The sequence below is a fragment of the Ruegeria sp. BG6 genome, assembly GCF_056538465.1.
The window spans coordinates 1-19322 of the sequence record NZ_JBQFTB010000009.1 but is presented as its reverse complement, the minus strand read 5'-3'; the positions used below and the strand labels follow the sequence as shown (position 1 = coordinate 19322).

The following is a 19322-nucleotide window of genomic DNA, read 5'->3' as shown; positions in this document are numbered from 1 at the left end:
TCAGACGAAGTTGACGCCGTTTTCCGCCATCGGCAACGAGGTCACCTTGATGCCCGAAAGCGCGCGGATCGCGTTGGCAAGGGCCGGGGCCGAGGGGGGGGTGCCAGGCTCACCGACACCGGTCGGTGCCTCGGCGGAAGGTACGATATGAACTTCGATCTCCGCGATGTCGCCGATGCGCAAAGGCTCGTAGTCCGGGAAGTTGTACTGGTCCACGACACCTCCGGTCAGCGTGATCTGATCCCGCATGACATGACCGATACCGTAGCCGATACCACCCTCCATCTGGGCGCGCACCACATCGGGGTTCACCGCAATTCCGCAATCCACGGCGCAAGTGACCTTTTCGATCTTGATGCCGTTCTCTGGATCGCCCGAAATCTCGACGACCTGAGCCGCGTAGGATCCGAAGGATTTGTGCACGGCAATCCCTTGCGCGCGACCTGCCGGTGCGTTGCCCCAGTCAGCTTTTTCAACGGCAAGTTTCAGGACGCCTGCTTTGCGCTGTTGATCGGCGTCGCTGGTATCTGCCAGATGTGCCAGACGGAACTCCACCGGATCACGGCCCGCCGTCTCGGCGACAAGGTCCATCATGGCCTCCATCACGTAGCCGGTGTGGGTGTGACCGACCGAGCGCCACCATAGAACGGTTGTAGCTTTGGGCGTGTCGGTCAGACCCAGAGCCATGCCGGGGATTGTGTACGGGCTGTCAGCAATCCCCTCGATCGAACTGTGGTCGATCCCGTCTTTTACCAGAACGGCTTCGAACGGCGTGCCTTTGATCACCGATTGTCCGGCCACCTGATGCTGCCAGCCAACGATGTTGCCTTCTCCATCCAGACCCACACGCACCTTGTGGCCAAATGCAGGGCGGTAATAACCGCTGCGGATGTCATCCTCTCGTGTCCAGACCAGTTTCACAGGGCGTGAGCGGTCGGTCATCACAAAAGCCAGCGCAGCCTCGACCTGATAATCCGCATCAGGCGTTGCGCGACGACCGAACGAGCCACCGGCCAGCATCGTCTTGATGTGGATCTTCTCAGGCGGCAGCTGGAAGATCTGCTGATAGGCCATATGCGGGCCGGTTGGCATCTGCGCGCCGTCATGCAGGACGATGTCGCCTTCGGCCGTCTGTTCGATTGTGCAGTTCAGCGGCTCCATCGGTGCATGCGCCAGCAGTGGGAAGTAGAAGGTCTTTTCAACAATCTTGTCCGCGCCTTCGATCGCCGCCGCCACAGCCGCAACGTCTGCCTTGTTCACGTTGTACGTGGGTTCAGCGTCCAGGGCGGCCATGATCTCGGTCCTGATCTGATCCGAGTCGCGGGTTTCGGCACCCGACATGTCCCATTCGACCTCAAGCGCGTCACGTGCCTGAATTGCGGCCCAGGTGTTTTCGGCATAAACCGCGACGCCCGCCTGGTTGGGCAGAACGGCGGCGTTGATGAAGCCCTTAACCTCTTTCGACGCGCTGTCGTCAAAACCAAGCGCGATGCCGCCCTTTGATTCCGGGCGCTTGATCATGGCAACCATCTGGTTGGGCAGGTGAACGTCCATGGCATACATGGCCTGACCATTGCCCTTGATGGCCGAGTCCTTGCGGCGCACCGCTTCGTTGCCGATCAGATGGAACTCTGACGGGTCTTTCAGGCGCGGCTCGGCCGGAGCCTCTAATTGAGAGGCCGCCGCGACGAATTCCGCAATCGGTGCGGATTTGTCGCCCGCCTTGACGATGCCTTCCTCGATAGTGATGCCTGACGCATCCAGGCCCCAGCTTTGGGCAGCCGCAGTGATCAGCATTTCACGCGCAGCAGCACCGGCCTGGCGGTACTGCAGCCACGAGTTTGCCATCGCGGTCGACCCACCGGTTCCCTGGAAGGGGCCAAACAGCAGGTTGTTGTAGACCTGCGGATTGGACGGGGCGAATTCGTACTTGATCTGGTCCATGGTCAGGCCGATTTCCTCGGCAATCAGCGTCGGCAGACCGGTTGCAGGGCCCTGACCCTTTTCAAAGTGCTTGACGATGGCGGTCACGGTGCCATCGGCGTCAATTTTCACGAACGGGTTGAACTGCGCGGTCTCGGATGAGGCGACAGCCAGAGCGCCATCGGGGCGGGTGCCAACCAGTAGGACGGCACCGGCAGCAGCAGCGCCTTTCAGAAATCCGCGGCGAGAAGTGTTGATGGTCATGGATCAGGCCTCCAGAATTTCAGAAGCGCGCTGGATTCCGGCGCGGATGCGTTGGTAAGTGGCGCAGCGGCAGGCGTTGCCGGACATGTAGTCGTCAATCTCTTCGACGCTGGGCTTGGGGTTTTCGGACAGAAGTCCGACCGCCGACATCACCTGACCCGACTGGCAATAACCGCACTGGACCACGTCCAGTTCGACCCATGCTTGCTGCACGGCTGCGCCGATCTTTCCGTCGCCAACGGCTTCAATTGTTGTGATTTCTGCGTCTTCAATGTCTTCTACAAAGGTCTGGCACGAACGAACCGGTTCGCCGTTCACGTGTACGGTGCAGGCACCGCACGATGCGACACCGCACCCGAACTTGGTGCCGGTCAGCTTGAGTTCGTCCCGGATCACCCAGAGCAGGGGCGTGCCGGGTTCGGCGTCGACCGTGTGGGTTTCACCGTTTAACTTCAATGTCAGAGCCATGAGGGGTTCTCCTGTTGGGCTGGATACCTGAATCGGTAAACTGGCGCGTTTACCTTAGGTGTCAAATCAGCTGGTGTAAACTCTCAAGTTTACACTGTTGTTTGACCGGCCGGACGTGATGGGTCTATAGGTGGAACATGAACGAATGCAATTCACCGAATGAGTCCAAATACGCCCAGATCATTGAGGCCGCCGTGGCCGAGTTTCAGGACAAGGGCTTTGCTTCTGCCAGTATGGATCGCATTTCGGCGCGGGCCGAAGTGTCAAAGCGCACGCTTTACAAGTACTTCGAAAGTAAGGAAAATCTCTTTCGTTCAATTGTAGCCGAACTGTCCGGCCGTTTTGCCGAAGTCCTGGAGATTCGGTATCAGCCGGGGCGCGATATTCGCGAGCAGTTGACGGATCTGGCCTGGGCTGAGGGCCGGATTCTGATGCGCCCGGACGTGATTGCGATGTCGCGGATGATTATCAGCGAAACTTTGCGCAACCCGGATCTGGCGGCGGCGGCACAGGGCAAGCTGGACAAGACCTCGACATTCATCGCCATGCTGAAAGACGCCGCCGAGGACGGCCAGTTGCAGATCGAAGACGCTGATCAGGCGGGTAAGGAGTTTATCGGACTGATCAAGGCAAAGGCGTTCTGGCCCATGATGTTCAGTGGCGGCGTGCTCAGCCACGCGGAAATGACCGAAACCATCGAAAGCAGCGTCGATATGATGCTGTGCCGCTATGGTCAGGGAGCCGCGGCGTCTAGACCCTAAGAACCCTTTCTTTGTTTTGAGTAAGATGCGCTAGGGAACGAACCCTGCTGGTACGCCAAAGGGCGGGGTGTCTACGCTGACACCCGTCAAGGAATGCAGAAAGGCCACGAGGTTGTCGATTTCCGCGTCGGTCAATGTGACTTGGGCAATGTCGATCTGTTCGCGCTGACGTTCCATTTCAAACCGGTCGTCCCAAACGACAAAGTCCGCGTCCTGAAGCCAGGGAACCGGGGGCAGGGCCGCCATGTCGCGTGTCCAGTTCGCCAGGCTGGTTTGTGGGTCCAGATGATGGCGGATCATGCTTTCAACGTCCGGGAATGCGCCGTTATGGCCGTAGGGTGCAGTCAGGGCAACGTTGCGCAGCATCGGGGTGCGGAAACGGTAGGCGTCCTCCAGCCGGTCACTTTCACCCATTCGGCCCACGTCGCGCACAAAAGGATCCCACTGTCGGGTGCGGCCGGGTCCGAAGGGTGGCAGGCCCAACGCGTGAAACTTCTGATCTGACATTAAAGGCCCGGAATGGCAGGTGGCGCATTTTGCCTTTCCATAAAACAGGTTCATGCCGTTTTTCTGCTTAAGTGAAAGGGCATCGGCATCGCCCGCCAGAAATTGGTCGAACAGGCTGTCCGTGCTGCGCCATTCGATGGCCATGAAAGCCGCCAGCGCATTGGCGATCTGGGTGATCGTGATTTCTTCGGTGGTTTCGATTTCTTCGAAGGCCGCGACCATGGCAGGGCCATACCGAGGCTCGGTACGAACCCGTTTGGCAAGGATCGGCCAGCCCTTGTCGATCCGGTCATGTACCGCTCCGGTGACCTGATTTTCAGCTACGTTCCCGGCCATTTCGAATTGTGATGTCAGCGGAAAAAGCGCCTGCGCGGCCAGAAGGGAGTTCAACCCCTCCGGCAGCCATTCCTGCGCAGGGGAGTTGAAGCCGTTGCCGTAGATGTCGGAAACACTGAGCCGTCCATCGTGAAAAACCGTGTGAATGTCTTTCGCGCCAAGGTTCCACAGACCCGGAGAATTGCGCGGGATACGTTTGCGGATTCTGTCGGCTCCGGTTCCGGGGGTACGCTTCGGTCCCAGCCCCTGTCCGCCCTCACCAATACCCAACGATAACCCGTCAGATGTTCCGAAATCCGGATGGTGGCAATGGGCGCAGGCGATGTTCCGGTTGCCCGACAGGATTGGATCGTAAAACAGTTGATGACCAATGGCGGCCTGTTTCATATCAAAAGAAATGAAGTCATCGTCGGTCAAAGGGCGCGGCAAGTCCTGCGCTGCCGCCATCCCGCCCCAAAGGAGAGCAGCCACCCCATGCGCCAGTTTGTATTTGCCCTTTTCTGTCTTGCGACGCCTGCGCTGGCCGAGTTGGAACAGGCCCGCGACATGATGGAGGCCGGAGAGTTCGAAGCTGCGCGCGAGGAATTGTTGCCGGCCGCCCGATCGGGCAATGCCGAAGCCGAAGAGTTGATCGGTGTGATGTACGGGTTGGGTCTTGGAGTCGCGCAGGATTACGAACGGGCGTTCGAATGGTACCTGCGGGCCTCGATGAAAGGGCATCCCGGGGCGCAGTCTGGTGTGGGCTGGTACTATGAGCTGGGTCTTGGCATGCCCGCGCCCGATCTGGTGCGGGCCTACATGTGGTACACGCTCAGCGCCATTGGCGGCGATCCCGACGCGGCGATCAGCCTTGAGGAAGTGGTCAAGAAAATGTCGCCGGAGCAGATCGAAAGGGCGCATGTTCTGGTGAACGATTACAAAGGGTGGATGTACCCGTTTCGGTGAGGGTCGGACCACAGGCCCGACCCGCCAGATCAGTTCAGATCCGCGTCACGTGACGCGTTCACGTCGGCCTCAGCCGCAGCAACCGCGTCGGTCAGCGCACCAAAAATCTCATCACCACGGGCCACGTTGGACTGGAACCACTCATAGACGGGGGTTGCGGCTTCCTTGAACGCAGCCTTTTGGTCGGGCGTCAGGACATAAAGATCACCTCCACCGGCGACGAAATCCTCATAAGCTTGAATCGACTTGCGCTTGGGCGAGGCAAAGGTGGCCTGCTGCAACGCATAGAAGCCGTCGACAACCACGCGGCGCAGGTCCTCGGGCATTTCCTGGAACTTGGCGTTGTTCATCCACCACAGCGCCCCCATGTAGGCGTGGCCATCCAGCGTGACGAATTGCAGACCCGCATCAGGGAATTTCATGCCCATGATGTCCGTGATGCCATTCTTCGAGCCCTCAACGACGCCGGTCTGGAAGCTGGTAAACAGCTCAGGCCACGGGATCGGCGTAGGGGATGCACCCAGTGCTTTCACCAGTTCCTGCGGCAGGTCTGCGACCACGGTACGGATTTTCAGACCTTCCATATCGGCAGGCTCGGCGATGCGGCGCTGTGTGTTGGCGAAGTTGCGCCAGCCACCGGTGTTGCCGATGGTCATAAGGCGGATCGCGCCGCCAGAATCTTCCAGCGCCATGTTACGCATGGTGCGGGTGAAGTCACCGGACAGCACATGCTCGGCAATCCGGTCATCGGCCATCAGATAGGGCAGGTCCAGAACCTGCACATATGGGAAGATGCCCGAGGCCCCGCCGGAAGTGGAAATGTAGATGTCGATGGTGCCGTCAGCCACGCCCTGCAGGCATTCCGCGCCGTTCGAACACAGCTGTGTTCCGATGAACAACTCGACCTCGATAGCTCCGTTCGACGCGGCCTCGACATAGTTCTTGAAAACGATCAGGCCGTCGTAGTCTTCGTCGTTTTCATTCGAGTTCGCAGTTGCCCGCAGCGTGTAATCTGCGGCCGCAGCGGCCATGGCGGACGCGGCCACAAGCGATGTGGCCACCGCAGCGGTTTTGATAAATTGTCTGAGCATGCGTTTCCTCCCTGTGGTACTCAGTCAGTTTGCAAATCCCGTTATCCTCGGGATCGTCATGGATAGTGCGGGGACATAGGTGATCAGAAAGATCACGATGATTTCGACTGCCAGAAACGGCAGGATCGCCTTGGCGATGGTTTCGACCCGTTCGCGCGACACGGCGGCGGCCACGAACAGTACCAGCCCCATGGGTGGCGTGGCGAGACCAACAGTCAGGTTGACGCTCATGATAATGGCGAAATGGATCGGATCGACGCCTAGGCTGGTGAAGATGGGGCCAAGGATCGGGCCCAGTATGATGATCGCGGGACCTGCGTCCAGAAACATGCCGACGATGAACAGAAGCAGGTTGATCAGAAACAGCAGGATCAACGGATTTTCGGACAGGCTGAGGATCAGCGAGGCCAGCTGTTCGGGCGCGTGGCTGAGACTGACCACCGTCTTGAATGCCATCGCGGCGCCGACCAGCAGCAACACAACGGCCGAGGTCATGCCCGCATTACTGAGAACCTCAGGCACTTCCTTCAGTGTCAGCGTGCGCAGGACGAAAAAACCGATGATGAACGCATAGCCGACCGCGACAGCAGCGGCTTCGGTCGGCGTGAAGATGCCGCCCAGAATGCCGCCGAGAATGATCACGGGTGTCATCAGCGGAAAGAACGCCTTGAGGCTGGCCTGGCGGCGTTCATCCCAGGTGTATTTCCGGCTGGCGACCGGGAAATCATAGCGATCAGCCATGAACTTGATCATCACCATCAGACCGACGCCGACCATGATCCCGGGTACAATTCCGGCCAGAAACAGGGCGGCGACGCTTTCACCCATGACATAGGCATAGATGATCATGATGCCCGAGGGCGGGATGATCGGCCCGATAACCGAACTGGCCGCCGTAATCGCCGCGGCGAATTTGCGGGTATAGCCCTGTTTCTCCATCGCTGGGATCAGCATTGACCCCAAGGCGGATGTGTCGGCCACGGCAGAGCCCGAGAGGCCGGCGAACAGGATCGAGCTCAGCACGTTCACATGTGCCAGTCCACCGCGAAGGTGCCCCATCAGGGCCTGCGAGAACTCGACAAGGCGAATGGTGATGCCGCCCCGGTTCATCAGTTCTCCGGCGAGCATGAAGAAGGGGATGGCCATCAGCGGAAAGCTGTCCATGCCATTATAGACATTGCGATAGAGCAGCGTAATGTCATTCGTTTGGCCGTTGAGCCACAGCAGGATACCCGGCGCGGCCAGCAGCGCGAAAAAGACCGGCAGGCCAATCAACAGGAAAACCAGGAAAGTGGGCAGGAACCAGATCAGCATCTATTCGGCCCCCACGGCTGCTTCGGGAATTTCCGGCAGAAGATGTGCGCCGCCCAGCATGGTGATCAGGGATCGCAGGATCAGCTCGATATTCACCGAGATCAGCAGGATGATCCCTACCAGCAGCGAGGCCATCATCCAACTGCGGGGAATACGGTACCATTCATCGAAACCGAACGATGTTGGCAGGTACAAAGCAGCAGTGGCAAATCTGCCGCCAAAGCCTGTGACTTCAGACCAGCCGATATTGACGGCGACCAGCAGGACGATCAGCGAGATCAGCAACAAGAACAGATTGAGGGACTGGCCCAGCAGGCGTGGCAAGAACCGTTGCAACATGTCAATCGCCACGAAGCCGCCACGCCGAAAAGCCGTCGGAGCCATCAGGCCGGTCATCCAGAGCATGCAGAACCGGGCGGCTTCATCCGGCCAGGGCAGAGCGTTGCCCAGGACATATCGGAAGAACACCTGAATCAGGATTGCGATCACCATCAATGCAATCGCAACAACGCCAACCGCGCGGCCCAGACGCAGCACGGTTTCGTTCACGAATGCAATCGGTGCAAGCACCGATGCCAGTCCGCCCATGCGGATCCTCCCAAGTTCAGCTGCGGGTTCGTCCCGCAGTCGTCAGAACGCGCTTATTTCTTCGCGAATTGGCCGAGTTTTCCGGCATAGAAGGTCAGTGCGTCTCCATCGCTCATGCTGGCTTTCAGGACTTTTCCCACCACGATCACGTGATCGCCTGCATCGTGATAGGCGTGCTGCTCGCATTCAAAACGTGCCAGACAATCCGGCAAAAGCGGCGTTCCGTTTGTGCACCGCTCATGCCGGATGTCACGCAGTGCATGGGCGTCCTTGGAACAGCCAAAGCAAAGCGCGTCCTGTTCAGACGATAACACGTGAACGGTGAAATGCCGCGCCTTGTGGAAATAGGGGAACCGGCGCGAATTGCGGTCTGCAGCCCACATGATCAGAGGCGGATCCAGTGACAAGGACGAGAAGCTGTTCGCCGTGATGCATATCGGTCCGTCTTCGCTGTCACAGGTGACGATGGTAACACCGGTGGCAAAGCGGCCAAAGGCGTCGCGCAGGGTGCGGGTGTCTTCCTTGTGCGGAACGAAGGTGCGGGTCAGGTCCTTTGAAATTGCGTTCATCATGGTACCTCATGTCCCAGTGCCGCCTCGTACAGGCGGAACCAGCTTTCACGATCCAGATTGACCTTCAGTGCGTCCGAGATGCGCATGATCCGCTCCAGGTTGTTGGTGCCCAGCACCGGCAGAATGCCCGCCGGATGCGCCAGCAGGAAGGCCACCGCCACGGCGGCCCGGTCCACCCCGAACTCATGCGCGATTTCGTCTGCCACCACTCCAACCGGAGGGTTCCCGGCCATCAACATTCCGCCGCCCAACGGCGACCACGCCATGACCGGTTGCCCATGCTGCTGATGGAACGCCAGATCGCCATTGGTGAAGGGGCTGATCTCGCCTAAAGAAATCTCGATCTGGTTGGTGACCAGTTGGGTCTTCATCGCCGATTGCAGCAGTGTCCAGTCCCAAGGGCGGAAGTTGGACACGCCGACCGCGCGCACTTTGCCGCTGGTGACAACTTGATCCAGTGCTGCGCCCGTTTCATGATGGTCCATCAACGGGTCGGGGCGGTGGATCAGCAGCAAATCGATATGGTCGATGGCCATTTCCGAAAGCGAGGTGTCGACCGACTGCAGGACATGCGCGCGCGAGGTGTCATAGTATTTGACCTTCGCATCCGAATACCGCCCGACAGGTGCGATGATGTCGCATTTGGTAACGATTTCCATCCGCTGGCGCAGACCGGGATTGGCGCGCATCGCAGCACCCAGCACAGCTTCGGCTGCGTAGCCGCCATAAATGTCAGCCTGATCGAAGGTGGTGATGCCCTGATCCAGGCAGGACTGGATCTTGGCTTCGACATGGTCCGCCGAGGTATCACTGTCATCGCCCAGCCGCCACATTCCGTAGACAAGGCGGCTCAATTCCAGCGTGTCCGATAGTTTTACACGTTGCATCAGCGGCGATCTCCGTTGCCCAGCGGTGTGGCCGGGGTCGTCTTGGGCACGCGCCCGTATTCTTCGGGAAGCGAGCAGGTTTTCAGCTTGGGCAATACGCGGGCGCCAAAGTGCCTGGCTTCATCCATGTGCGGATAACCCGAGAAGATGAACGCGCGGATGCCCATTTTCTGATACTCTTCGATCTTGGACATAACCTGATCGGTCGACCCGACCAGCGCGGCTCCGCAACCGGACCTTGCGCGGCCAACGCCAGTCCACAGACCGGGCTCGACATAGCCGTATTCATCCGCCAGATCACGGTTCTTGGCCTGATGCGCCACACCCAGAGAGGTTGCATCCAGCGCGCGTTCACGAATGGAGCGCCCATATTCGTCGTCGAGTTTCGAGACGATGTAATCCGCGTATTCTTGCGCTTCGGCTTCGGTATCGCGGACGATCATGTGCACGCGCAGGCCGTAATCCAGTGTTCGGTTGTAGTTCTCGGCAACCGCATGGACGGCCTTCATCCGTTCGGCCAGTTGATCCTTGGTTTCCGGCCACATCAGATAGACGTCACAGTGCTCGCCGCAAAGTTCCAGGGCCGACGGAGAATAGCCGCCGAAGTACAGCAACGGACCACCGGTCTGATAGGGCCTGGCCGGATCGGTCGTCAGGCCCAAGAAGTTATAGACTTCGCCCGCATGATTGATCTCATCCTGGGTCCAGGCCTGTTTCAGAATTTCCACGACCTCGCGAGAGCGCTGATAACGATAGGCGCTTTCAGCCTTTTCGCCGGGAAAATCGGACGAGATGATATTGACCGTCAGCCGCCCCTTCAGCATGTGATCCAGCGTTGCGATGGTACGAGCCAGCATGATTGGCTGCATTTCGCCACAGCGAACCGCGGCCAGCAAGTTGATCCTTTCGGTGATTGGTGCGCAGCCCGCCACAAAGCTCAGCGTGTCCTGCCCGACCTGATAGGACGAGGGGCACAGAATGTTTCGAAACCCTTGCGATTCAGCTTCTTTCACGATGCCGGAGCAATGTTCCCAGCTGGACCGCAGATTGCCATCCGGCACGCCCAGAAACTGATAATCGTCTGAGCACAGCGCCGCGAACCACGATACTTCTGCCGCGTCCAGATCGGGCGAAGTGATGGGGACGATGGTCATCTGAGTCGTTCTCCGCGCGGTTTCCACTTTCCTCTTGCGTAGCAACCGCATTGATGTAGATCAATAGTGTATCAATTTTTCCTGCGACCGAATGAAGCGCCCAGACGTGTCCCCAACCAGCCGAAACCCAAACGCACTGCCGATCTATGTTCAGATCGCGGAACTTCTGATCCGTGACATCGCGGCGGGCCGTCTTATCGACGGGGAACGCCTGCCGCCCGAACGGGATATGGCGGCCAAACTGCAGGTCTCGGTCGGGACGCTGCGAAAATCGCTATCAGAGCTTGAGAAAAAGGGGATGCTGGAACGCATTCAAGGTTCGGGAAACTATGTTCGCGAGACGGGAACCCAGAACAGCGTTTACGCGATGTTCCGGCTGGAACTGCCCGAAGGCGGCGGCCTTCCACGGGCAGATATCCTCTCGGTCGACTATCTGCGCAAGCCGTCTGATCTGCCAAATTTCGGTGCCGCCGAAACCGGGTCCCGCGTGCGCCGGATGCGTTATCTGAATGACACAATTATCGCGGTCGAGGAAATCTGGCTGGACGAATCAGCCGGTCGGATTGATCGCAACCTGCTGTCGGATTCTCTTTACCGGTATTACCAGCACCATTTGGGGTTCTGGATCACCCGGGCCGAGGACCGGGTTTCGGTCGGTGCGCTGCCCGACTGGACGCCACCTGACTTCACCAAGCCCGCCGGTCAGATCGTAGGGTATATCGAGCGGTTCAGTTGGTCCGAAGGGGCGGCGCCCGTTGAGTTCTCAAAAACATGGTTCGATCCAGATCGGGCCACCTATGTCCAACGTTTGAAGTAAAAGGAAACGCGCATGACCCGGGTCATCAATTACGGGCTGATCGGATGCGGCATGATGGGGCAGGAACACCTGCACAATATCGGCTTGTTGGAAGGCGCGCGCGTTGCGGCGATTTTCGAACCTGACCCGGCAATGGCAAATGCCGCGAAAGCCATCGCGCCGGATGCGGTGATGGCGGGGTCCGTGCAGGAGTTGCTGGCGGTCAGTGAGCTGGACTGCCTGGTTATTGCCAGCCCGAACCACCTGCATGTCGAGCAGATCTGCGAGATCGCTCAGATGCGCCCGCTGCCGCTGCTGGTAGAAAAACCCCTGTTCACCGACCCGCAGGATGCGGCGCGGATGGAGCGTTTGCAGCGCGATTATCCGCATCCGATCTGGGTAGCGATGGAGTATCGCTATATGCCACCCATAGCTGCGCTGATCGAGAAGATCGGGGAAACGGGTGGGGTCCGTATGTTGACGATCCGCGAACATCGCTTTCCGTTTCTGGAGAAGGTCGGCAACTGGAACCGGTTCAATCGCAACACCGGTGGAACCTTTGTCGAGAAATGTTGCCATTTCTTCGACCTGATGCGCCTGATCCTGCACTCTGACCCAGTGCGAATCTCGGCCAGCGGTGGACAGGCCGTGAACCATCTGAACGAGAGCTATGACGGTGAGGTGCCTGATATTCTTGATCACGGCTATGTGCTTGTCGACTTTGCCAATGGCGCACGAGCCATGCTGGAATTGTGCATGTTTGCGGAAGGCTCTCGCTATCAGGAAGAAATCTCGGCCGTGGGTCGCGAGGCCAAAATCGAAGCGCTGGTGCCGGGACCGGGCCGGTTCTGGCCAAAGCATCTGGGTGAGCCGCCGGTGCCGCAGGTTATTCTAAGCCCGCGGGATCCGAAGGGACCTGTCGCGCAGGAAATCCCCGTCGATCCCCGTCTTCTGGCAGCGGGGGATCACAACGGGTCGACATTCTACCAGCACAAGGGGTTCCTGGATCTGTTGCACGGCAAAAAGGCGGGCCCGGATGTGAGTTTGCATGATGGTATCTGGGCCGTGAAGATGGGGCTTGCTGCCCAGAAGGCGCTGGAAACGGGCGAGACTGTTCGCTTGTTGGAGTGAGGTGTTGCGACACAGAGTGTTGAAAATTCAATGCTTTGCTTGACCATCTTAACGAAGTTTGGGTTTGCTGAAAACCGTAATACCGATTTTGGTTCTTCACACTAAACGTATCGTCGCTATGCCCCCTCCAAGGGCAATCCGCTGGCGTTTGACATAGCGGAAAGTCCTGTGTGCAAAAGACAGCCTGGCCCCCTGCGTTCAGTAATGCCCTTGTTTCCGTGGAGGGGTGCGCAGGCACCAATGCAATTGCGGAGGTTGAGTGCCCACGACGCTCTGCCAGCACGGCACATTTTTCAGAAGGCCGTACTCATTATTCCATTTCGACGGCGACGACCTGAATATCGGTAACCCCATCGTCGTGAAGGAATGAGGACAGCACGGGCCATTCACGATTGGGGTCAATGGTGCGCGCAGTGGCCATGGTCATGCACACAGGGCGGAACCCGCCGCTGTCGCGATCAAGGGATTTTGTCCAGCTTTCCAGTCTTGCGGCCACGTTGATTGTGTCACCGATCACATTGTAGTGCAGCGAGCCGCTCACGCCCAGCGTTCCGCCCAATGTCTCGCCGCTGTTCAGTGCAATTCGCAGATTGTATTTCGGCTGATCGTTCAATTCTGCATTCAGTGCGATCGCGGCCCGGCGCATGGCGCGCGCACATTGCAGGGCTGACTGGGCGTCGACCTGCCGTTGGCTTTCTGTCTCGCTTGGTATCGGAGCGCCGAAAACGACGAGGATTCCATCTCCGGTGAACTTTTCGACAAACCCGCCATGTTCGCGTGCGATTTCACCCAACCTGTCCAATATGCGCGATACCCACACCATGAAATCTTCCGCATCCATCGAATTGCCGACCCGCGTTGAACCTTCGATATCGGCCAGCAGTGCGGTGACGAACAGACGGCGGGATCTTGGCTTGCCACCGGACAGCAGTCTTTTTCGCTGCTGCCATATTTCGGCGGAAAGCTCCTCGGACAGGTGTGATGAAAACACCTGAACGATGGCGCGTCTTTGGTTGCGTGAAATTCCGGCGATAACGGCGAACCCGATGAGAAACCCAATAGACCAGCCCAACAACGTGGTCGCTGCAGGCGCCAGCAGGGCTGCCGCTTGAAGGGCGGACAGACCGACAAACAAGACCGCCCCGCCCACCGTCGCCAAACCGATGGCCCGCGAAGTCATTCGAACGAATACAGCCACACATGCGCCGGCAAATGTTGAAAGCAGGATGATGATAGAGGAGGTAAGGTCGCTCAAAGAGCTCAACGGAGAACGCGAACCATTCGAATATTCGATCAGCTGTTGCGCTATGGCTGCGTGAACTTCCGCGCCGAAAGTGAAACTGGCCCCGGTTGCCCGATTGAGGGGAGTCGAAAAATAGTCCTTAACCGAGTGGCTGGAAACACCGATGATGACAGTCTTTCCGTCGAATTGCGCCAGCTCTTTCTCGGCCAATACATCGGCGGCGGGGACTCGGTGGGCAATCGGAAGATCATTCAGATAGTCGATCATGATCTGATAACCGGCGGTATCGGCGTTGCGAAACAAGTTCTGCCCTTCGGCCAATGGCTCTGCGGTCGTTGTCCCAAAGGCCAGAAAACGCGGATTATCCGGGGCGCTTTGCAACGTCGGGCTTGATGAAAAAATCGCCGCCAGTTGCATTGACAGCGACAATGCGATCCCATCCGGCGTGTTGACCAGCAGAAGGGCGCGCCGAACAACGCCATCGGGATCAATCGGAATGTCCGAAAATCCGGTTTTTGCCCCTGTAGGTGCGTCGATACTTGTCCCGCCTGCGTCGGCCAGTTTCGAGATCACGACAACCCTGGGATCGTTCAGTATGTTGATCAACTGGTCCCGGCCATCGCCCGCAGGAACATCCCGGTATATATCGATCCCGACTGCGGTCGCGCCGGCAGCCAGCAAGGTTTCCGTCAGTTGTGCGATCTGCGCGTCGGGGACTGGCCAACCCCATTGCCCGAGATCGTCGTCGGAAATGGCGACAAGAAGGACATCTTTCGTTTGATCAGAGGTTGCCAGCACCGACGTGGTCCAGTCGTATTGGGCACGTTGGAGAGGCTCAAGCAGACCCTTCAACCGCAACTCGACCAATAGACCTCCGACAACAAGGGTGATCAAGCCGACCAGTGCCCAGCTTTGCCAGACTGGCATCAGCATCGACGGTCTCAGCCAATTCTGCCTTTGACCTTCTAATTTCAATGGCCCACACCGGCTGTTTCCAGAAGCTGCCCGAACCCGGTTGCGTCAGTGGCCCTTACGCGACCGCTGAGGCCAATTTCAACCAGTTGCGCAAGCGCGTCGAACCAAAGACCTGCCGCCGCGGGGTTCTGAGCCTTCATCTGATCCGGAAACCGCTCGATCAAAGCTGTCGCACGCTCCAGAACAGCGCCGGATTGCTGGTCGATCAGTACCACATGCCATTCGTAGATGCGGCCGGTTTCCAGCGTGTAGTCGGACCTGCCAAGATCCAGCCCGTAGTCGCCCGGCGGAAATGGGCCCTGTAATTGCAACTCCACGCCCAACGATCCAAGTGGATTGAGGCCGATGATCAGGTTTCCCCGGTGGCCGTGCGCCAAACGCCAGACCAATGGGGGGGATGAAAGAGTTGTCAGGCCGCCACCTTCCGGCACCAACAACGTCAGCATTTCTGTGTCATCGCCCGAAAGTGTGCCGCGTGTGCCGGCCCCCATTCGGTCTCCGGGCGCACCAATCTCAGGGGGGATAAACACAACGTCGTTGGACCCGTTGGTGACTTGTTCTTCACTTGCCGCCAAAGCGCCAGTGTCAAAGAACACCGGCAGTGCCAGCGTGAACAACAGTGCGAATACTGAAACCCTGATCGACGGCACCCGAAGCCTCGCGCAGTAAACCCTTAATAAAACAGAACATTCAAAAGCAACGGTAAGCATGATCTAAGTCAGAGTCCAGTTTGGGACGCGTCTGTGTCCCGTTGCCCTGGCGGATTCTGAGGTTGAGCAGAGTTGTGCTAAAGTCCTCAGCGCTGTTTGAATGAGTTCGGGTGAGTGCGCATGTCTTCTGGTCGCTGTTGGAGAACTGGCATCTGGCTTCTGTCCTTTGGCCTGCTTGTCCTGCTGATACCATTGCGGCTTGAAGCCCTGGAAAATCGGGTCGCGCTTGTAATCGGTAATTCCGCGTATCAGCATGTATCGAACTTGAGTAACCCGGCGAATGATGCCGAAGATATCTCGGCATCTCTCAGGCGCATTGGGTTTGAAGTCACCGAAAGCCTGAACCTCGACTACAACGGTATGCGCATCGCATTGCGCGACTTTGCGGAAACCGCCGCCGCCGCTGATGTGGCCTTGGTCTATTTTGCCGGCCACGGGATCGAGATCGAAAACACGAACTACCTGATACCGGTAAACGCAACGCTGAAAAGCGATCGGGACGTCGAGTTCGAGGCCATCCGTCTGGATGCGATCGTGAACGCCATTGCAGATGCCCCTGGGCTGAAAATCGTGCTGGTCGACGCCTGTCGGAACAATCCGTTCCTGGCGCAGATGACACGCGTTTCGGCGACCCGATCGGTCGGGCGCGGGCTGGCTGCGGTGGAACCGGGCGGTGTGGTTGTGGGATATGCCGCCCGCGGGGGCACACTGGCGCAGGATGGCGAAGGCCGGAACAGCCCTTACGCGCAGGCGCTTTTGGAGCATATCGAACAGCCGGGGTTGGAGCTGGGCAAGATGTTCCGCCGGGTAAGAGACCGGGTGTTTGAACTGACGGACGGTTTTCAAGAACCTTTCATCTATGGATCGCTTCCGGGTCAGGACATTTTTCTGGTCCCTGGCCTGGAAACGGCGGCATTACAGGCGCCCGCTACACCCGTTCCGTTGGCACCGACTGTAACTCGCAAAGATGAAATGGAAGCAGCGATGACGATCAACACGATGCGGGGCTGGACTCTGATTAGCCAGAAATATCGCGCGGCGTCGATTGCCGAACCGGAAGTGCTGAACCGTATGGCCGAAATAACACCAAATTGGGTCAAAAAAGATGGGCGTATCGGTATGTTGGAAGACATGTTGCTGCCGGATCGAGAAATGAAAATGCGTTTGCAGCAAGAACTCAATAAAGCAGGTTTTGATGTTGGGACGCCTGATGGCGCTATTGGCCCAAGGACACGCGCTGGAATAAGGTCTTTTCAGGCCGAGAGTAGTTTTGAGCAGACCGGATACGTAGATCTTGCCGTGCTGGCCAGTCTGGGGATCGGTTTGCAAAAAGGGGCGGACGACAGTTTCATCAGCAACCCGTTCGCAGTTCGTCAGAACGTCGAAGAGCTGGAGTTGCTCGGCGAATCTGAAGAAATCACGTCGATCCTGGGCTGTCTTGGGCTGAGAAAGAGCATCTACGGTACGTTTCGCGACAGCCTTTACATTGTGATGGTTTTCTCGGGCAACATTCGGAATGCTCGCGGCGAAGCCCAGAAATGCGGTGTTGATCTTGCCGCAATAACGTCAGCAGAAGAGAATGCGTTTATTGTTCGCATGATTGCCAATGACCCGTCCTTTTTTGATGTCGGATACGACAGCAGGACGAATTACAGTTACAAGGCGGGGCCGTATTTCGGTTTCAGAAAGGACCCCGGTGAAGGCAATGCAATAATCGGCTGGCGCTGGTATAGCGGTGAGCCGGTCAAATACACAAACTGGTTGCCGTCAAAACCCAACACGACGCACGGCAAAGGTAACAAGGCTTTCGCCCAGTTTCAGTATGAGCAGCGCGGCAGGCGGGATCTGAGTAATGTCGTGCCTTCCAAATGGTTCGATGGCTCGGGTGGGTACGTGCGTTCGGTCGTTTTGGAGGCAAGATTGAACTGACGACCGCCAGCGGGCGGAATCCCGAATCCTTGACCTGGTCAGGTATTGAAGCTTCCGGAATTGTCAGGCGTCAGGCCGCACATTTCCGAAACGTTCAGCCGCGTCTGTTCGCCTGTCTGCGTGGAGATTGGGACCGGGCTTGCATCCGCCAATGCGATCTTATTGGCGGATGCGTGGAGGTCCGAAGTGAGACCTGCATTTAGTGGCGTCAGGCAGCGGCGATCTGACGGGCTTTCGCCACCATCACTTCGGCCTGCCGGATCGAGGCATAGTCGATCAGCCGGCCATCCAGCGAAACCGCGCCTTTTCCGGCAGCTTCGGCTTCGGCCATGGCTTCCAGAATGCGCTGGGCCTTTGTCACTTCGGCATCACCGGGCGACATCACCTCGTTCGCAAGTGCGATCTGGCTGGGGTGGATGGCCCATTTCCCTTCGCAACCCAGAACAGCGGCGCGCTTGGCGGCTGCCTTGTATCCCTCGGGGTCCTGGAAGTCGCCGAATGGCCCGTCGATGGGGCGCAGACCATTTGCACGGGCCGCCACGACCATGCGCGCCAATGCATAGTGCCACATGTCACCCCAATGCGTTGCCCGGTTGGCCCCGGCGTCAGGATCGGTCAGAACCGAATAGTCCGGGTTCACGCCACCAATGATCGTGGTCCGTGCGCGGGTCGAAGCCGCATAATCCGCGACCCCGAAATGCAGGCTTTCGTTGCGCTTCGAGGCTGCTGCAATCTCGCTGACATTCTGCATTCCCAGCGCGGTTTCGATGATATGTTCGAAACCGATCCGTTTCTTGTAGCCTTTCGCGTCTTCGATCTGCGTGACCATCATGTCGACGGCATAGACATCAGCGGCGGTGCCAACCTTGGGGATCATGATCAGGTCCAGCCGCTCTCCAGCCTGTTCGACCACATCCACCACATCGCGGTACATATAGTGAGTATCCAGACCATTGATCCGCACCGACATGGTCTTGTTGCCCCAGTCGATATCGTTCAGCGCCTCGATGATGTTTCTGCGCGCCTGTTCCTTTTCGTCTGGTGCGACTGCGTCTTCCAGATCAAGAAAGACGACGTCCACATCGGACTTGGCCGCCTTTTCGAACATGCCGGGCTGGCTGCCGGGCACGGCCAGTTCGCTGCGGTTCAGGCGGGCGGGGGCCTGTTCAATGGAATGAAAGCTCATGGGTTTGGGTCCTTCGTCTTACAGGTTCGGGTAGATGGGGAATCTGGCACAGAGGTCTGCGACCTCGGCTTTGACCTTGGCTTCGACCGCGCCGTTGCCGTCTTCGCCATTGGCGGCGAGGCCGTCGACAACCTCGATGATCCAGTCGGCGATCTGGCGGAATTCAACCTCGCCAAAGCCTCGTGTGGTGCCGGCGGGGCTGCCTAGACGGATGCCCGACGTGATGGTCGGCTTTTCCGGGTCAAATGGCACGCCGTTCTTGTTGCAGGTGATATGCGCGCGGCCCAGGGCCTTTTCGGTGGCGTTGCCCTTGACGCCCTTGGGGCGCAGGTCGACCAGCACCACATGGGTGTCGGTGCCATGGGTCACCGTGTCCAGACCGCCCTTGATCAGCTGATCCGACAGGGCCTGCGAATTGACGACGACCTGCTTGATGTAGTCCTTGAAGGCGGGCTGCAGCGCCTCGCCGAAGGCCACGGCCTTGGCCGCGATCACGTGCATCAGCGGGCCGCCCTGAATGCCGGGGAAGATGGCCGAGTTCA

18 protein-coding genes are annotated in these 19322 nt (G+C 58.4%); 5 read left to right on the top strand and 13 right to left on the bottom strand.

The features are described 5' to 3' along the window. Positions 1 to 2187, bottom strand: a complete 2187-nt coding sequence (locus ACR0JW_RS15715) for a xanthine dehydrogenase family protein molybdopterin-binding subunit (protein ID WP_170680343.1) — start codon at positions 2185 to 2187, stop codon at positions 1 to 3. Between the two features lie 3 nt (positions 2188 to 2190). Next, on the bottom strand, positions 2191 to 2655 hold the full coding sequence (locus ACR0JW_RS15710; protein WP_170680341.1) for a (2Fe-2S)-binding protein: 465 nt from the start codon (positions 2653 to 2655) through the stop codon (positions 2191 to 2193). Positions 2656 to 2792: 137 nt separating this feature from the next. Here ACR0JW_RS15710 and ACR0JW_RS15705 point away from each other — a divergent pair, with 137 nt between their 5' ends. Beyond that, a complete protein-coding gene (locus ACR0JW_RS15705) occupies positions 2793 to 3416 on the top strand; it encodes a TetR/AcrR family transcriptional regulator (protein WP_170680339.1) in 624 nt (207 codons plus the stop codon). 30 nt (positions 3417 to 3446) lie between these two features. Here the strand turns inward: ACR0JW_RS15705 and ACR0JW_RS15700 are convergent, their stop codons facing one another. Further along, positions 3447 to 4706: a cytochrome c peroxidase gene (locus ACR0JW_RS15700; protein ID WP_170680748.1), complete on the bottom strand. Its 1260-nt coding sequence runs from the start codon at positions 4704 to 4706 to the stop codon at positions 3447 to 3449. Between the two features lie 27 nt (positions 4707 to 4733). Here ACR0JW_RS15700 and ACR0JW_RS15695 point away from each other — a divergent pair, with 27 nt between their 5' ends. Beyond that, positions 4734 to 5204, top strand: coding sequence for a tetratricopeptide repeat protein (locus tag ACR0JW_RS15695; RefSeq protein ID WP_170680337.1), 471 nt, complete (start codon positions 4734 to 4736; stop codon positions 5202 to 5204). Positions 5205 to 5233: 29 nt separating this feature from the next. Here ACR0JW_RS15695 and ACR0JW_RS15690 read toward each other — a convergent pair whose 3' ends face one another. The 6 genes from ACR0JW_RS15690 to ACR0JW_RS15665 are packed head-to-tail and all read right to left on the bottom strand — an operon-like array spanning position 5234 to position 10810. Further along, the gene (locus ACR0JW_RS15690; RefSeq protein WP_170680335.1) at positions 5234 to 6295 is read right to left on the bottom strand and encodes a TRAP transporter substrate-binding protein; all 1062 of its coding nucleotides are present in this window, start codon (positions 6293 to 6295) and stop codon (positions 5234 to 5236) included. A gap of 24 nt (positions 6296 to 6319) precedes the next feature. Next, the gene (locus ACR0JW_RS15685; RefSeq protein ID WP_170680333.1) at positions 6320 to 7609 is read right to left on the bottom strand and encodes a TRAP transporter large permease; all 1290 of its coding nucleotides are present in this window, start codon (positions 7607 to 7609) and stop codon (positions 6320 to 6322) included. Further along, positions 7610 to 8197 (bottom strand): TRAP transporter small permease, encoded by a 588-nt coding sequence (locus ACR0JW_RS15680; RefSeq protein ID WP_170614655.1) that lies wholly within the window; start codon positions 8195 to 8197, stop codon positions 7610 to 7612. It abuts the gene before it with no gap. 53 nt (positions 8198 to 8250) lie between these two features. Then, positions 8251 to 8766 carry a flavin reductase family protein gene (locus tag ACR0JW_RS15675; RefSeq protein WP_170680331.1) on the bottom strand — a complete coding sequence of 172 codons (516 nt, stop codon included), beginning with the start codon at positions 8764 to 8766 and terminating at the stop codon, positions 8251 to 8253. Then, positions 8766 to 9656, bottom strand: coding sequence for an aldo/keto reductase (locus ACR0JW_RS15670; RefSeq protein ID WP_170824852.1), 891 nt, complete (start codon positions 9654 to 9656; stop codon positions 8766 to 8768). Before ACR0JW_RS15670 ends, ACR0JW_RS15675 begins: the two co-directional genes overlap by 1 nt. Beyond that, positions 9656 to 10810 carry an LLM class flavin-dependent oxidoreductase gene (locus tag ACR0JW_RS15665; protein ID WP_170680327.1) on the bottom strand — a complete coding sequence of 385 codons (1155 nt, stop codon included), beginning with the start codon at positions 10808 to 10810 and terminating at the stop codon, positions 9656 to 9658. The genes ACR0JW_RS15670 and ACR0JW_RS15665 overlap by 1 nt, the downstream gene beginning before the upstream one ends. A 91-nt stretch (positions 10811 to 10901) precedes the next feature. Between ACR0JW_RS15665 and ACR0JW_RS15660 the strand changes: the two genes are divergently transcribed. Together ACR0JW_RS15660 and ACR0JW_RS15655 are read left to right on the top strand one after the other, a co-directional pair. Further along, positions 10902 to 11627 carry a GntR family transcriptional regulator gene (locus ACR0JW_RS15660; RefSeq protein WP_170680326.1) on the top strand — a complete coding sequence of 242 codons (726 nt, stop codon included), beginning with the start codon at positions 10902 to 10904 and terminating at the stop codon, positions 11625 to 11627. Between the two features lie 12 nt (positions 11628 to 11639). Further along, on the top strand, positions 11640 to 12737 hold the full coding sequence (locus ACR0JW_RS15655) for a Gfo/Idh/MocA family protein (RefSeq protein ID WP_170680324.1): 1098 nt from the start codon (positions 11640 to 11642) through the stop codon (positions 12735 to 12737). A 310-nt stretch (positions 12738 to 13047) separates the two neighbouring features. Here ACR0JW_RS15655 and ACR0JW_RS15650 read toward each other — a convergent pair whose 3' ends face one another. Further along, positions 13048 to 14913, bottom strand: coding sequence for a CHASE2 domain-containing protein (locus tag ACR0JW_RS15650; protein WP_480714166.1), 1866 nt, complete (start codon positions 14911 to 14913; stop codon positions 13048 to 13050). Positions 14914 to 14951: 38 nt separating this feature from the next. Further along, positions 14952 to 15605 (bottom strand): DUF928 domain-containing protein, encoded by a 654-nt coding sequence (locus ACR0JW_RS15645; protein WP_170680320.1) that lies wholly within the window; start codon positions 15603 to 15605, stop codon positions 14952 to 14954. 180 nt (positions 15606 to 15785) lie between these two features. Between ACR0JW_RS15645 and ACR0JW_RS15640 the strand changes: the two genes are divergently transcribed. Then, positions 15786 to 17594, top strand: a complete 1809-nt coding sequence (locus tag ACR0JW_RS15640; protein ID WP_480714165.1) for a caspase family protein — start codon at positions 15786 to 15788, stop codon at positions 17592 to 17594. Positions 17595 to 17802: 208 nt separating this feature from the next. Here the strand turns inward: ACR0JW_RS15640 and ACR0JW_RS15635 are convergent, their stop codons facing one another. Next, positions 17803 to 18780 (bottom strand): HpcH/HpaI aldolase/citrate lyase family protein, encoded by a 978-nt coding sequence (locus tag ACR0JW_RS15635; RefSeq protein WP_170680316.1) that lies wholly within the window; start codon positions 18778 to 18780, stop codon positions 17803 to 17805. 18 nt (positions 18781 to 18798) lie between these two features. Beyond that, a partial coding sequence (locus ACR0JW_RS15630) for a PLP-dependent aminotransferase family protein (protein WP_480714164.1) occupies positions 18799 to 19322 on the bottom strand: 524 nt, incomplete at its 5' end.

Coding starts and splice junctions, on each gene's coding strand:
- ACR0JW_RS15655 (WP_170680324.1), top strand. CDS start 11,640: ATGACCCGGGTCATCAATTACGGGCTGATCGGATGCGGCATGATGGGG.
- ACR0JW_RS15635 (WP_170680316.1), bottom strand. CDS start 18,780: ATGAGCTTTCATTCCATTGAACAGGCCCCCGCCCGCCTGAACCGCAGC.
- ACR0JW_RS15690 (WP_170680335.1), bottom strand. CDS start 6,295: ATGCTCAGACAATTTATCAAAACCGCTGCGGTGGCCACATCGCTTGTG.
- ACR0JW_RS15710 (WP_170680341.1), bottom strand. CDS start 2,655: ATGGCTCTGACATTGAAGTTAAACGGTGAAACCCACACGGTCGACGCC.
- ACR0JW_RS15715 (WP_170680343.1), bottom strand. CDS start 2,187: ATGACCATCAACACTTCTCGCCGCGGATTTCTGAAAGGCGCTGCTGCT.
- ACR0JW_RS15670 (WP_170824852.1), bottom strand. CDS start 9,656: ATGCAACGTGTAAAACTATCGGACACGCTGGAATTGAGCCGCCTTGTC.
- ACR0JW_RS15675 (WP_170680331.1), bottom strand. CDS start 8,766: ATGAACGCAATTTCAAAGGACCTGACCCGCACCTTCGTTCCGCACAAG.
- ACR0JW_RS15660 (WP_170680326.1), top strand. CDS start 10,902: ATGAAGCGCCCAGACGTGTCCCCAACCAGCCGAAACCCAAACGCACTG.
- ACR0JW_RS15700 (WP_170680748.1), bottom strand. CDS start 4,706: ATGGCGGCAGCGCAGGACTTGCCGCGCCCTTTGACCGACGATGACTTC.
- ACR0JW_RS15680 (WP_170614655.1), bottom strand. CDS start 8,197: ATGGGCGGACTGGCATCGGTGCTTGCACCGATTGCATTCGTGAACGAA.
- ACR0JW_RS15695 (WP_170680337.1), top strand. CDS start 4,734: ATGCGCCAGTTTGTATTTGCCCTTTTCTGTCTTGCGACGCCTGCGCTG.
- ACR0JW_RS15685 (WP_170680333.1), bottom strand. CDS start 7,609: ATGCTGATCTGGTTCCTGCCCACTTTCCTGGTTTTCCTGTTGATTGGC.
- ACR0JW_RS15665 (WP_170680327.1), bottom strand. CDS start 10,810: ATGACCATCGTCCCCATCACTTCGCCCGATCTGGACGCGGCAGAAGTA.
- ACR0JW_RS15640 (WP_480714165.1), top strand. CDS start 15,786: ATGTCTTCTGGTCGCTGTTGGAGAACTGGCATCTGGCTTCTGTCCTTT.
- ACR0JW_RS15705 (WP_170680339.1), top strand. CDS start 2,793: ATGAACGAATGCAATTCACCGAATGAGTCCAAATACGCCCAGATCATT.
- ACR0JW_RS15650 (WP_480714166.1), bottom strand. CDS start 14,913: ATGCTGATGCCAGTCTGGCAAAGCTGGGCACTGGTCGGCTTGATCACC.